Source organism: Psychrobacter sp. bablab_jr014 (assembly GCF_016464015.1).
Classification (GTDB): Bacteria; Pseudomonadota; Gammaproteobacteria; order Pseudomonadales; family Moraxellaceae; genus Psychrobacter.
Genome location: NZ_JACDXT010000029.1, coordinates 36,299 through 50,177, shown reverse-complemented (window position 1 = coordinate 50,177; position 13,879 = coordinate 36,299). Strand labels below are relative to the sequence as shown.

The following is a 13,879-nucleotide window of genomic DNA, read 5'->3' as shown; positions in this document are numbered from 1 at the left end:
AGGTGTTTACGCTCTTATTTGGCGTATTAACAAAGCAGATGCTAATAATGAACACAAGATAAGCAATTTTTGGCAATGAACTTTAGTGTTTTTATCATAAAAAAGCCACCCATGGGCAGCTTTGTCAGTAATTAAAGCGCTTTTTTCGTAATAAAATGTGAAAAGTACCATTTATTAGAAAAACGTACATTTTAAGGGCATAATATATATCAATAATGAATAAACAAACATTACAATAACAAATAACCATAAGCGCAGACACTTATGGTCATCTTGTTCATTCAACAACGGTCTTATAAAAATTTAGCGTATACTACTTTTATGCACCCAATACACTTTGGCCACAGACGCGTACCGTATTGCCATTTAACCCGCCTGAAGCAGGCGATGCTAGCCATGCAATGGCTTCGGCAACATCTACTGGCTGACCCGCTTGACTCATAGAGTTCATACGGCGACCTGCCTCACGAATAGCAAAAGGAATGGCATCTGTCATTTGCGTTTCAATAAAGCCTGGTGCGACGGCGTTGATGGTCATGCCTTTGCCATCTTTTTCTAACTTCTTGGCAGTCGCATCAACCAAGCCGATGACCCCTGCTTTAGAAGTGGCATAGTTGGTCTGCCCCATGTTGCCAGCAATCCCTGAGATTGATGACACACAGACAATACGCGCGTCGTCATTTAAGACATTGTTGTCAAGTAAGTAGCGGTTTAATTTAGCGATGCTGCTAAGATTCACATTAATGACCGAATCCCACTTTTGCTCGTCCATTTTTGCAAGCGTCTTATCACGGGTAATGCCTGCATTATGAATGATGGCATCCAAACCGCCACGTTTTTCGACTTCCTCGGCAATCTGTGCGCCTGCATCATCAGCAGTAATATCAATGGTCAATAGCGAGCCACTGATTTCACTGGCCACTTGTTGTAGTGCGCCTTGCTGCTGTGGCATATCCAGACAAATGACATGCGCCCCTTCGCGCGCCAATACACGGGCGATGGCTTCACCGATACCGCGGCTAGCACCTGTCACCAGCATGGTCTTGCCACCAAGCGACTGCGCCCAATCAACATCCACCGACTTACCAGCACCCACACGTACCACTTGACCTGACACATAGGCAGAACGCGCCGAGGTGAAGAAACGCAACGTCGAGTCTAGATTGTCTTCAGCCCCTTCTGACACATATAACAGCTGAGTACTGATACCACGTTTAAGCTCTTTGCCTAATGATTTAACAAAACCTTCTAGCGCACGCTGTGCAATCGCAGCATCGATATCTTCTAGCTCTTCTGGCGGACGACCAACAATAATAACGCGGCCTGAGCGCTCAATACAGCGCACTACGAAGTGAAAAAACTCATAGACTTCTTTTAAATCGTCCGCGTTTTTGATATTACTGGCATCAAATACTACCGCTTTGAAATATTTATCACCACCTGTATTAGATTTGGCAGCGATATCTGCGGCAGCCAATGCATCTTTGATACCGTCGCGGCTATTGACGAATACTTCGGTGTGTAGCTCAGATAAAATACGTGCAATCGATTGGCTAACGCGTTTGTCATCACCCTTTGCAGAGCCTACCAAAGTACTACCACGCACCATACGCTCGCCGCTTTCAAAACGGTCTAATTGAACGGGCATTGGTAAACCTAAGTTTTTGGCAACCTTTTTTCCGATTGAAGATTGCACAAAATCACCATAACGGTCTGACATAAAAACACTCCTGTTGTCTTTAATCGTAAATATAAAAATGTAAGTACTAGGACGTGTTATCAATTAGCCTATTCAGTCATTTAATGGTCATAAAACAGCTAAATGATGACACACCCTAATAAAATGTATTATTAAAAAATGGCATTAAAAATAGATGCTTGTGTGAACATCCATCACACAGCATCTTATAAGTTATTTATAAATATAAGCTATCTAAAATCCATTATTACACAGCCACTCAAACGAAGTCCAAAATTGAACCGCCATTGATAATATAAACCTAATTAAAGAAACAAAATAGCAACTGTATAAGGGTTTAAGCAGAAGATGCTTTTGCTACAGTGACGCATCATGTCAAAAAAACAGTTGTCGCTTAAGGCTTATGTACTCTATATTGCCAATAATAAAACATATCGATAAAAGTAGACCGAATACGGTACGTTTCTATCGATGAGCGCTATACCATAACACAATGACCCACCCTTTTGACAATCAACTGACCAATCGTCAGTATTTTTACGCAGTTTGTCTTACAAACATAGCAATGATGAATATAAGGATAATCGGATGAGCAATAAAAATACCCATACAGATAGCCCAGTGGTTGACAGTACTGTTGTAAATAGTGAAGACAGCACTACCACAAAGACCCCCACTTCTGATCAGTCTCATACGCCGAAAAATAGCGAAACTGTGCAATCCAAAGACAGCAGTACGGCGACTAAAGCATCAGATACCAAAGACTCGGTGCAGGCTCAAACAAAGAATAATGTTAAGCCAAGGAATACAGGCCTTAAACGTGTGGCAATTTTAGGTGGCAACCGTATTCCTTTTGCACGCTCAAATGGCGCATATATGGACGCCAGCAATATCGATATGTTAAGCGCTGCCTTAAATGGCTTGGTCGAGCGCTATAATTTGCAAGATAAGCAGCTGGGTGAGGTGGTCGCAGGTGCAGTATTAAAGCACAGCCGCGACCTAAATTTGACACGTGAGGCCGCATTAAATACCAGCCTTGATCCACGCACACCTGCGTACGACATTTCTCAAGCGTGCGCGACAGGATTACAAGCGACGTTTGCTTCTGCCAACAAAATCGCACTTGGGCTGATTGACTCTGCCATCACAGGCGGCGTTGATACCACCTCAGACGCACCGATTGCTATCGGTGACGGTCTGCGCAAAGTCTTATTAAAGCTCGGTGCTGCTAAAACCAATAAGCAGCGTGTACAAGCCTTAATGGCATTAAATCCAAAAGACCTCATTGACACCCCGCAAAATGGCGAACCGCGTACAGGTCTATCGATGGGCGAGCATCAAGCGATGACCACGCTGGAATGGAACATCAGTCGCGAAGCGCAAGATGAGCTTGCTTTTAATAGTCATAAAAACCTTGCCCGTGCTTATGACGATGGTTTTTTTGACGACCTGATCACCCCTTATAAAGGACTGACGCGCGATAATAATTTGCGCCCAGACACAACGTTAGAAAAAATGGGCACGCTTAAGCCAACTTTTGGCCGTGGCAGTGCTCACCCAACCATGACCGCCGCCAACTCTACGCCATTAACCGATGGTGCATCTTGCGTCCTGTTGGCCTCTGATGACTGGGCGGACGCGCATGGTCTAAAACCGCTGGCCTATTTGGTACAGCAAGAGACGGCTGCCGTTGACTTTATCGGTAAAAATGGCGATAAGGAAGGTCTGCTGATGGCACCTGCCTACGCTGTACCACGTATGCTGGCGCGTGCTGGTTTGACATTGCAGGATTTTGATTTTTATGAGATTCATGAAGCCTTTGCCTCACAAGTGTTATCAACACTTGCCGCATGGGAAGATGAGACTTTCTGTAAAGAGCGTTTGGACTTAGATGCCCCGCTTGGCGCAATTGACCGCAGTAAACTCAATGTCAATGGCTCTTCACTTGCTGCAGGTCATCCATTTGCAGCGACAGGTGGACGTATTTTGGCAACCGCTGCTAAGCTTTTGGATCAAAAAGGCTCAGGTCGTGCGCTAATTTCTATTTGCGCAGCAGGCGGTCAAGGGGTGACTTGTATTTTAGAAAAATAAACTTGGTGAGCGACAGTGGCCAGTAGCTATAAACCATTTATAACTACTCGCCTGCCTTTGTACTAGCCCACCATTTAGCCCTCTAAGCAATTTAGAGGGCTTTTTTATATCTGATAGTTTTTTACACCTAGCAATCACTTTGCAGTACATTTGTACTTGTCCGCTTCCTTGTCATAGAAATAACATGCAACTGTGCTACAGTAATCAGACAACAATAGTAAATAAATAGGGCACTTGTAGGACATGATTATGGCAAATATTCCATCGTTTATTGACCCTGATTGTTTGACACAACAAGAATATGACGAGATGACACCAGCCGAGCGTGAAAATTTCATCATCCGCATGGATAAAGAGGTCTTTGACGATAGCTTGCGTCGTAAAATGCATCGAGATTTGATTGATACATACGATGAAGAGTTAGAAAACGAAGTGGATGATTACTTGCGTGACTTTCGCTTTAATGGTCACGAAATGAGTGACACAGAAAAGCTGGATCGGCGCACTTATTTTCAAGAACTGGTACGCTTGCAGCGTGAATTGATTAAGTTGCAAGATTGGGTGGTAGCGAATGGCGAGCGCATCGTGGTGATATTTGAGGGACGCGACTCTGCGGGTAAAGGCGGCGCAATTAAACGCATTACTCAGCGCTTAAACCCGCGTGTTTGCCGCGTGGCAGCACTGCCCGCCCCTACTGAGCGTGAACAAACCCAATGGTACTTTCAGCGTTATGTAGCGCACTTGCCTGCAGCGGGCGAGATTGTCTTGTTTGATAGAAGCTGGTACAACCGTGCGGGGGTTGAGCGTGTTATGGGGTTTTGTACCGATGACCAATACGAGGAATTTTTTCAGTCGGTGCCTGATTTTGAACGTATGCTGGTGCGCTCGGGTATTCGCTTGGTTAAATACTGGTTTTCTATCACCGATGATGAGCAGCATGCGCGCTTTTTGAGCCGTATTCATGACCCGCTCAAACAGTGGAAACTCTCACCTATGGATTTGCAATCGCGTCGCCGCTGGGAGGACTATACCAAAGCCAAAGAAACCATGTTTGAGCGCACGCACATTCCCGAAGCGCCATGGTGGGTGGTCGAGGGCAACAGCAAAAAGCGCGCACGCCTAAACTGTATGGCGCACTTACTTGAGCAAATCCCTTATGAAGAAGTGCCACGCGATGAGGTAGCGCTGCCTGAGCGTAAACGCGATGATGAATACTATCGCGAGCCGATTCCTGATGATATGTACGTGCCGCCGCGTTACTAGGACGTGTCTTCAATTCAAACGCTTACGGCTAAATGGGCTAAAAATGGCTAAATCTTTGGCAAACGATGTCAAATAGCGGGGCAATATCTTGATATTACCTGCGCTATTCTCCTTGTTTGCCTTTAATTTATCTCATTTTTATCACTATTTTTAAAATGAAGACACGCCCTAGGCTATGCAAATAAATATAAAAAAAACGCCCAAATTGAATGGTTTTGGGCGTTTTTGATTGAGCCTTCATGCTTGTTACATGGTATAGGTCGGCTGTGGGCTATCGATTTCCCCTGCCAGTAAGCGCTCAATTTCGTTTTTGATTTTTTGGCCTGCCACATCACTGCCAATTTGAATGGCAAAGCCTGCTGGACGATGGCTTTGAGCCCGCTCATTAATCCACACGACTTTACCATTTAACGGCAAACGCTCGCTAGAATTAGGCAAGGTAACAGCAACAAAGACTTCATCGCCAAGCTGTTGCTTGCGTTCTGTCGCAATAAACAAACCGCCATTGGTCACAAACGACAAATAACTGGAATATAATGTGGCAATATCTGCAATATGGCAGGTCAAAATACCGCCGCGTCCTGGCATGGCCATGGCTACTCCTTAACTATTTGTTATCAAATCGCACATTACTGGTGCTATGTAAGCCTATTTATAACACAGTTTTCACAGTACCGATAGCGCTTGCATCAATGCGTCATAAGCAAACTTATCCTGCACATTTTGCAGCCGCGCGATTTTGATACGCTGTAAGCTGTCAGCAAAGTCGCTAATCGCCAGCATATCGGGCAGCGGCTTGTCCGTTAGGGTCTGCGCGCTGATGTCTGCTTGGCGCGGTGGCAAATCAAGGCTCATGCGCTGAATCTCGGTCAACATCACCTCAGAGAGTTGTATAAAGGCATCAATATCCAGCTGTGACTGCCAATAATCGCTAGCGGCGGTACTGCTGCGGCGGTGTTCACGTAACGCCTGCCATGTGGTTAGCCACAAAGCACGCTTACCATACCATGGCGACTGCGCAAGGCGAATGGCTGCCATCGGCGCGCCCTCTGCCAGCGTAAGCAGCTGGGCGATTTCGTCTTGGCTGACACGCTCATGATTGACCACACTGCCCAATTTATTGGTGACATAGTCCAGTGCAAGACGCGTCTCGATACGGTGTAGTGGCAGCTGCTGCACACGGCTTTTAATGGTTGGTAATATTTGCGCTGGATGGTCACTGATAAGAATAAAATGCACTTGCGCTTGTGGTTCTTCGAGCGTTTTTAACAAGGCATTGCTGGCAGCGACCGTCATGGTCTCGGCATGCTCAAGTACACAGATGCGCAAACCCTGCCCGCCTTGATAAATAAAGGGCTGTAGCTCACGAATATCATCAACCTTGATACGCGGCGGCGCGCCCTCAGTATTTGCTTTATTACCTTTGCTTTTCTTATCACGGCTTTTTAGCGGGGTATCATCCTCTGCTACCTCAACGGGCAACAGCTGATGCGGCAATACAGCTAGGTTAGGATGCGTGCCTGACTTGAGCCATTGGCAGCTTTCGCACACCCCGCACGCCCCGCGAACATGTTGTTCACGCTGACGGCACAGCAGCCACGCCACCAATCGCCACACAAAAGCGCGCTTACCAAGGCCTGACATACCTGCCGCTAACAAAGCATGTGGCAGTTGGTTGGACGATGACAGCACTCTTGAGGTCAACTGTGCCCACAGCGCCGTTTGCCATGGCAATAGCGGTGCAAAATAAGCGTCGGCAGTGGTCGTAGGTAAGGTCATATTCCGTGTATTTATATCCTATGGTGGTTTTATGCTTAGGCTAATTTTTCTTAACCTGAATATGACAAGGCTCGTGTCACGGTTACAGTTGCAATTCGTCCAAGCGCATGGCATTCATACACGCCAAGTCTTCAGGCGTATCGACACCCGCAGGTAGCTGCTCACAGGCTTGGGTAATGGCAATATGCCCGCCGTTTTCGAGTACGCGCAGCTGCTCAAGGCTTTCTAACTGCTCAAGCGGGCTTTGTACCCAGTTGACGAACTGCTGTAGCAAAGAGACACGATACGCGTACAAACCCAAATGACGAAACGCAAGCTTAGGCACCTGATTATCGTTTGGTGTGCCTGCCAGTACCACATCACGCTCGCAAGGAATGGGCGCACGGCTAAAGTACAAAGCGCGCTGATACGTACCTGCAGCACGCGCCACGACTTTGACTACTGACGGGCGTAAAAAGCTTTGATAATCATCAATCGGCTCATATAAGGTCGCCATCACGCTGCCTGCGTCATTAACCAGCAAGTCCTTGACCTGCGCGAGCAAGCTGGGCGGTACAAGCGGCTCGTCGCCTTGCATATTGATGACGATATCGTCCGCGCTCCAGCCTTTAATTTTTGCGACTTCTGCCAAACGGTCGGTGCCTGACGCATGGCTAGCATCGGTCATCACCACATCAAAGCCCGCGTCGCGGCACACAGTAGCGATACGCGCATCATCGGTGGCGATACACATGTCATCGGCAAAATCAGCCGCGCGCGCCTTTTCTGCCACCCACAGTATCATGGGTTTGCCATGAATGTTTAGCAGTGGCTTACCTGGTAAGCGACTGCTTTGGTAGCGAGCAGGAATGACAATGTGGGTCTTACTGTCGGTATTTGCCGCGGACATGGGCGACTCCTTTTGATGCACGTATCTTTCTATTAACTCTATTAATTATCTAATGACGGTGTGTTTTTAAATGAGAATGACGCCGTTATGCATTGGGCAGTACGTTAAGCGCTGTTAATTGCTGCTGCAAGGTCTGGTAGCTTTGCGCGCTTAATACTGCATTAACGGGCAATACCCACAGCCTTTTTGCCAAAGCATAAATGTGACTGTCAGTAGGCGCGCTGTCCAGTGCCGCGAGCAATAACGGGCGAATTTTTATGGCGTCTTTTGCCGTCACCACAATCGGATGCGTGTCGTAAGCGAGCAATTCTTCTAAACGAAACGGATGGTGGTCAGGATAAGGGTGCGCCAGTATAGCAAAGCCCAAATCACTCAACGTATCAAAAAAGCGCTGCGGGTAGCCAATGCCACTGACCGCGTGTATGGTATCACGGGCTTGCGGTAGCGAAAGCGTCGTATTATCGAGCACAATGAGCGGCTGCAACGCATCGGGCTGTAAATACATGCTAAGTGCGGTATCGAGATCCTTATTGGGCGGCGCATCAGGCTTATGATGCTGCATCACGACCGCGCCCTTTAACCGCGATAATGGCTCGCGCAAAAAACCTGTCGGTAACAGCTGACGATTGCCAAACCCACGCGAACTATCAACCACAATCCACTCAATATCACGCGCCAAGGCATAATGCTGTAAGCCGTCATCTGCAATGATAAGCTGTGTTTTTGGCGCGGCATTAAGCAAAGTGATTATCGCTTGCTCGCGGTTGGCACATACCGCCATCGGTACACCTGTCATGCCAACGATAAGACACGGCTCATCGCCGACTTTATCAGGCTTGCTGCTGGGCGTCACAAGCGCAGGCATGGCGCTGGTATCGCCGCCATAGCCGCGACTGATGACCCCAACCTCAATACCTTGCTGCTGCAAATGCTGCACCAAGCGGATAATCAGCGGCGTTTTACCACTACCGCCTACCGTGATGTTGCCAATCACCATCACTGGAACAGGCGCACGGTAGCTTTTCTTAATACCGCTTTTATAAAGCCATTGGCGTACGTGCAGTATGGCAGCATGTAGCCAGCTGAGCGGCAATAAAAACCACAGCCAAGCGGCTTGTCGTTGCCATGCGCGAGTAATAGTGGTTTCTAAGCTCATTAAACGATGTGTCCCCAGCGGATACGATGTGCCAATTTTTTCTAGGGCGTGTCTTTATTTTAAAAATGAGATAAATTGCAGGCAAACAAGGAAAATAGCGCAGGTAATATCAGGATATTGACTCGCTATTTGACACCGTTTGCCAAAAATTTAGCCATTTTTAGCCCATTTAGTCACAGACGTTTGAATTGAAGACACGCCCTAAGCTCAAGTCTGCGTTAATTCAAGCACCTACGTAAAATCACGCGCATACATCTGTGCATAATGTCCTTGCTGCGCCATCAATTCGCTGTGCGTGCCCAGCTCAACGATGCGCCCTTTGTCCATCACCGCGATGCGATCTGCCGACTCAATGGTAGTCAGACGGTGCGCAATCACCAGCGTGGTGCGGTCTTGCATGACGTTATCGAGCGCCTTTTGAATATAAAACTCAGACTCATTGTCGAGCGCACTGGTCGCTTCATCAAGGATAAGAATCGGCGCGTCTTTAAGTAGCGCACGCGCAATCGACAAGCGCTGACGCTGACCACCTGAGAGCTGCAAGCCTTCTGCGCCAATTTGGCTGTCATAGCCTGCAGGCATATTCATAATAAAATCATGAGCAAAGGCGTCTTTTGCTGCCGCCTCGACCTCTGCTTGTGACTTATTCGTCAGGCTGCCGTAAGCAATGTTATTGCGCACTGTGGTGTTAAACAGCACCACTTGCTGATTGACCATCGCAATCTGCGCGCGCAAGCTATCAAGCGTAATGTCATCAATGGGCACGCCATCAATTAAGATACGTCCCGATGACGCATCGAGCGTGCGCGTCAGCAAATTGACCAGCGTAGACTTGCCTGCGCCACTACGCCCGACAAGGGCAATGGTCTCGCCCGCGCGAATGGACAAATCAAAGTCTTGCAGCGCGACCGTGGCATCAGGATACACCAAGCCAACCTTATTAAAGGTAATGTCACCTGCAATAGTCGGGCGCTGTGTGCCTGAGTCCTTTTCTTCTGGCTCATCGAGCAGCGCAAAGATAGACTCACCTGCGGCAATACCTTTTTGCAATTTTTGGTTGACGTCTGTGAGTGAGCGCACAGGTTTACTGAGCAGACCTGCCGCCGCGATATAGGAAATAAACTCGCCTGACGAAATATTGTCAATCACCGCAGGACGTAGTGCCAGCCACACCACCACCGACATTGCTATCGCCATGAGCAGCTGCACTGCAGGCGTATTGATGCTGTTGGTCACCACCACTTTCATGCCTTGGCGCAGGTTTTTTTGTGATGCATCATCAAAGCGCGCCGACTCGTACGGCTGCCCGCCATAATTTTTGACCACTTGATAGCCGCCAATCACCTCATTAGTGATATGACTGACATCACCCATCGTCTCTTGAATGCCTTTTGACAGCTTTAGATAGCGCTTTGACGCAATACGAATCAACCACAAAATCGGCGGCAAGACGACAAACAAAATCAACGTCAAGCGCCAGTTGCTATAAAACAAAAAGCCAATCAAGCCAAGTACGGTCAAGCCATCACGCAATAGCGTCTTCATGGACTCAGTACTGGCAGCGGTCACCTGCTCGACATCAAAAATCAACTTGGATGAAATCGTCCCAGCGGGGTTTTGTAAATAAAAGGCGCTGGGCAGACGCAGCAGCTTGTTAAAGACCTCCACGCGCAGCTCATACACCAAGTTGCGCGAGACCAGAGCGGAATAATAATTACCCAAAAAGCTGCCTAACCCGCGCACAAAAAACAGCGCAATGATCAGTAAAGGAAACAGATTTTGCTTGCTTTGGTCGCCTTGGTTAATCGCATCGGTAATGTACTGAAGCAATTTAGCAATCCAAATCTCCGTCCCCGCATTAATCGCAAAGCCTAAGATAATTAGCGCTATCGCCCACCAATACGGCTTGACGTAGCTTAGTAGGCGCATCAGCGTCTTGTGCTTGGGCGGCGTCATCATAGGCGATGATACATCAGCTTGGCTCATAAAAGCCTCGGATTGAATAAAAAGAAAAAACCAGCCCTACAAACGCGCTGTTTTTGGGGCTATCTGACACACTTGCCTGTCATAAGCGTGCTATGTTTGGCAAGGTCAAAGAAGATGAGCGCTATACGTTAGCGCCCAGCTGCGCCATCAATGCCGCAAGCTCATCATTATTTTGAAAGAAAATCTCGACACTGCCCTTGCCGCCGCGCTTGTGTTTCAGCTTAACCTCTGCACCCAAGGTATCGGTCAGACGCTGCGCCAAACGCTCGATTTCAGCATTTTTACCCGTGCTTTCTTTGGGCTTTTCTTCATTGGGCGTTAAGATAGATTTGACCAATTTTTCGGCATCACGGACGGTCATGCCGCCATCGATGATTTTTTTGGCAATAATCGGTTGTTGCTCGGCAGACAGAGACAATAATGGTCGCGCGTGCCCCATGTCCAGCTCCCCCGTTGCCAAATGGTCTTTAACCGTGTCGTGCAGCTGGTTTAAGCGCAGCAAGTTAGATACTGTGGTACGCGCCTTACCCACCACATCAGCAATCATGGCGTGACTCATGCCAAATTCGGTATGAAAACGCTGTAAAGCGGCGGCTTGCTCAATCACGGACAAGTCTTCACGCTGAATGTTTTCAATCAGTGCCAGCGCAATCGCCAATTCATCAGACAACGCACGCTCAATAGCTGGGATTTCTGTCTTGCCCGCCAGCTTTGCGGCACGCCAGCGGCGCTCCCCTGCAATAATCTCATGCGTGACTTCATCGCTGCTTTTGTCTTCCCGCGCCAATAATGGACGGATGACGATAGGCTGCATGACGCCATGTTGACGAATCGAGGATGCCAATTCAGAGAGTGCCGTCTCACTCATGTCACGGCGCGGCTGGTATTTGCCTGCCTGCAAGCGGCCAACGTCAATCTGTACCAAGCTGATTTGGTCGTCAGTGCCTTCTTGAGCCACGGCGACATTTTTTACTTTACTTGCTTGGCGCGGGCTGCGCGGGGCACGGGCGGTACTTTTTGGCGCGGTAAGCGCTGCCGCAGTCTCGGAGGCATCGGTATCGTCTTGTAAGGCGGAGGCGGTAATTTGCTTTTCTTTCTTAATTGACCCTAATAAGGCATCTAAACCTCGATTGGCAGCCAATCCTCGTTTTTTCGCCATGATTACCTATCCTCTAACGCAAAAATAAAAGCCTAATGATATAAAAACTGCGCGATATATCGCGCCTAACGGTACTGCCACACGAGGTGACGCATACAAAGCTTACGCGGTTTTGTTCGCGCGGCTTTGTTTAATCACCTCAGCTGCCAGCTGTAGATACGCCTGTGCGCCTTTGGAGTTTTTTTCAAAGGCTAAAACAGGCATACCGTGCGCAGGCGCTTCTGCCAAACGCACGTTTCTAGGAATGTGTGTGCGGTACATGATATCACCAAAATGCGCCTCAAGCTCTGCTGACACATCATTGGCTAGCGTATTACGGGCATCAAATAAGGTGCGCACCACCCCTTTGATATGCAGTTTGGGGTTGAGCTCTTTTAGGCGCTCGATGGTCTGTGACAAGTCCGCAAGCCCTTCTAGTGCATAGTATTCACACTGCATAGGAATGATAACGCCATCGGTCGCGACCAGCGCATTGATGGTCAATAAATTCAGACTCGGCGCGCAGTCCATGACGATATAGTCATAGCCTTTTTTCTTGCTGTTTTGCTGGTTTTCCATCAGCTCGTGGAGCGCGTCTGCCAGTAAGGTATGGCTGTTTTCTTGCCCCATCAGGGTGATGTCCATGCCCGCCAGCTCTTTATTGGCACCGACCACATCAAAGCCTGCTGGACTGGTCACGGTAGCATCCGCAATCGACACGCCATCGAGCAATACGTCTGCGGCGGTCAATTCTAAATCGTTTTTGTGTAGACCTGTGCCTGTGGTGGCGTTGCCTTGTGGGTCTAAATCAATCAGCAGTACGCGCTTGCGTTTTGCGCTCAGGCTCGCGGCAAGATTGACCGCCGTTGTGGTTTTACCAACCCCACCTTTTTGATTCGCAATTGCTAAGATTTCCATACACTCACTCAAGTTGATTAATCGGATAGCATGCCAGCACTCTGGGCAGCGCCGCATTTATCGTCGCTGATAGTACCATTTTGACAACCACTTTGCGCAGTCTTATGTTCAATTGCGCTGCAGTTTGCCTTATTTATTGTTTAATAAACTGTTTTGCTAGGCATCTTGGATGCCTAAGCTTAGTCATTTTTCATCGATAATTCAATCAAATGGCGACTGTCATGCAGCCTTGGTACGGTGAGTGGCACAGTTGTGATGTGCCACTTATGAGCTAAGCTGTCCAGCTCGTCATCAGTCGGTGCTTTGCCTTTCATGGCACTCAAGCGACCCTGTTTCGCTAAGCGCAGGCGCGCCATATCCACAAAGTCGTTTAGACTGGCAAAGGCGCGCGAGGTCACCACGTCATAGCTGCCTTCATGCGCCTCGATACGGCTGGCAACGGGCGTTAAGTTTTTTAATCCAAGCTGGCTTGCCACTTGTTTAATAAAGCGGATTTTCTTTTGATTGCTATCAAGAGCCGTACATGAGCGCTCAGGCTGGCAAATGGCGATAATCACGGCGGGCAAGCCTGCACCTGTACCGATATCGAGCAAGCTGCCTTGTGGCAAATGCGGCAAAATGGCCAAGCAATCAATAATGTGTTTAATTAGCGCTTCTTTAGGCTCAGTGATTGCGGTTAAGTTGTATGCCTTTGTCCATAAGAGCAGCTGGTCTAAATAAAGCAGCAAAGCGCGCAGCTGGGCGTCCGTCAACTCAAGCCCAAGCTCGACGACTGACTGCGCAAGCGTTTGGGTCAACGCAGGCAACTGGCTGCCCAATTTGGCAAAACCCTCAGGGCTGATGGTGGGTACAGAGACGGACTTTGGGGCACTATGGGTCATGGTTATCGACGCTACAACTTAGACAAACGGACAAAAAAACACCAAATTTTGGCATGTGAACCGCCTATTTTATCATGCA

General features: G+C 48.2%; 11 protein-coding genes. 2 read left to right on the top strand and 9 right to left on the bottom strand.

Annotation, left to right across the window (positions count from 1 at the left end):
• Positions 1-319: 319 nt before the first annotated feature.
• Positions 320-1,720 (bottom strand): 3-oxoacyl-ACP reductase, encoded by a 1,401-nt coding sequence (locus tag JIE71_RS07735; protein WP_199508157.1) that lies wholly within the window; start codon positions 1,718-1,720, stop codon positions 320-322.
• 567 nt (positions 1,721-2,287) lie between these two features.
• Here JIE71_RS07735 and JIE71_RS07730 point away from each other — a divergent pair.
• Positions 2,288-3,790: an acetyl-CoA C-acetyltransferase gene (locus tag JIE71_RS07730; protein WP_206767373.1), complete on the top strand. Its 1,503-nt coding sequence runs from the start codon at positions 2,288-2,290 to the stop codon at positions 3,788-3,790.
• Positions 3,791-4,039: 249 nt separating this feature from the next.
• Positions 4,040-5,053, top strand: coding sequence for a polyphosphate kinase 2 (gene ppk2 / locus JIE71_RS07725; RefSeq protein ID WP_228284587.1), 1,014 nt, complete (start codon positions 4,040-4,042; stop codon positions 5,051-5,053).
• Positions 5,054-5,299: 246 nt separating this feature from the next.
• Here ppk2 and JIE71_RS07720 read toward each other — a convergent pair whose 3' ends face one another.
• The 8 genes from JIE71_RS07720 to rsmG all read right to left on the bottom strand — a co-directional run bounded on the left by JIE71_RS07720 (position 5,300) and on the right by rsmG (position 13,800).
• Complete coding sequence (locus JIE71_RS07720) at positions 5,300-5,647, bottom strand: PilZ domain-containing protein (protein WP_199508156.1); 348 nt, start codon at positions 5,645-5,647, stop codon at positions 5,300-5,302.
• 72 nt (positions 5,648-5,719) lie between these two features.
• Positions 5,720-6,832 (bottom strand): DNA polymerase III subunit delta', encoded by a 1,113-nt coding sequence (locus tag JIE71_RS07715; RefSeq protein WP_199508155.1) that lies wholly within the window; start codon positions 6,830-6,832, stop codon positions 5,720-5,722.
• An 82-nt stretch (positions 6,833-6,914) separates the two neighbouring features.
• Positions 6,915-7,721 (bottom strand): 3-deoxy-manno-octulosonate cytidylyltransferase, encoded by an 807-nt coding sequence (kdsB, locus tag JIE71_RS07710; protein ID WP_199508154.1) that lies wholly within the window; start codon positions 7,719-7,721, stop codon positions 6,915-6,917.
• 85 nt (positions 7,722-7,806) lie between these two features.
• Positions 7,807-8,877, bottom strand: a complete 1,071-nt coding sequence (lpxK, locus tag JIE71_RS07705) for a tetraacyldisaccharide 4'-kinase (protein ID WP_199508153.1) — start codon at positions 8,875-8,877, stop codon at positions 7,807-7,809.
• Positions 8,878-9,108: 231 nt separating this feature from the next.
• The gene (gene msbA, locus JIE71_RS07700; protein ID WP_199508152.1) at positions 9,109-10,863 is read right to left on the bottom strand and encodes a lipid A export permease/ATP-binding protein MsbA; all 1,755 of its coding nucleotides are present in this window, start codon (positions 10,861-10,863) and stop codon (positions 9,109-9,111) included.
• Between the two features lie 121 nt (positions 10,864-10,984).
• On the bottom strand, positions 10,985-12,022 hold the full coding sequence (locus JIE71_RS07695; RefSeq protein ID WP_199508151.1) for a ParB/RepB/Spo0J family partition protein: 1,038 nt from the start codon (positions 12,020-12,022) through the stop codon (positions 10,985-10,987).
• 102 nt (positions 12,023-12,124) lie between these two features.
• Entirely contained in the window at positions 12,125-12,919 is a 795-nt protein-coding gene (locus JIE71_RS07690; protein ID WP_199508150.1) for a ParA family protein, read from the bottom strand.
• A gap of 179 nt (positions 12,920-13,098) precedes the next feature.
• Positions 13,099-13,800 carry a 16S rRNA (guanine(527)-N(7))-methyltransferase RsmG gene (gene rsmG / locus JIE71_RS07685; protein ID WP_199508149.1) on the bottom strand — a complete coding sequence of 234 codons (702 nt, stop codon included), beginning with the start codon at positions 13,798-13,800 and terminating at the stop codon, positions 13,099-13,101.
• Between the last annotated feature and the right edge of the window lie 79 nt (positions 13,801-13,879).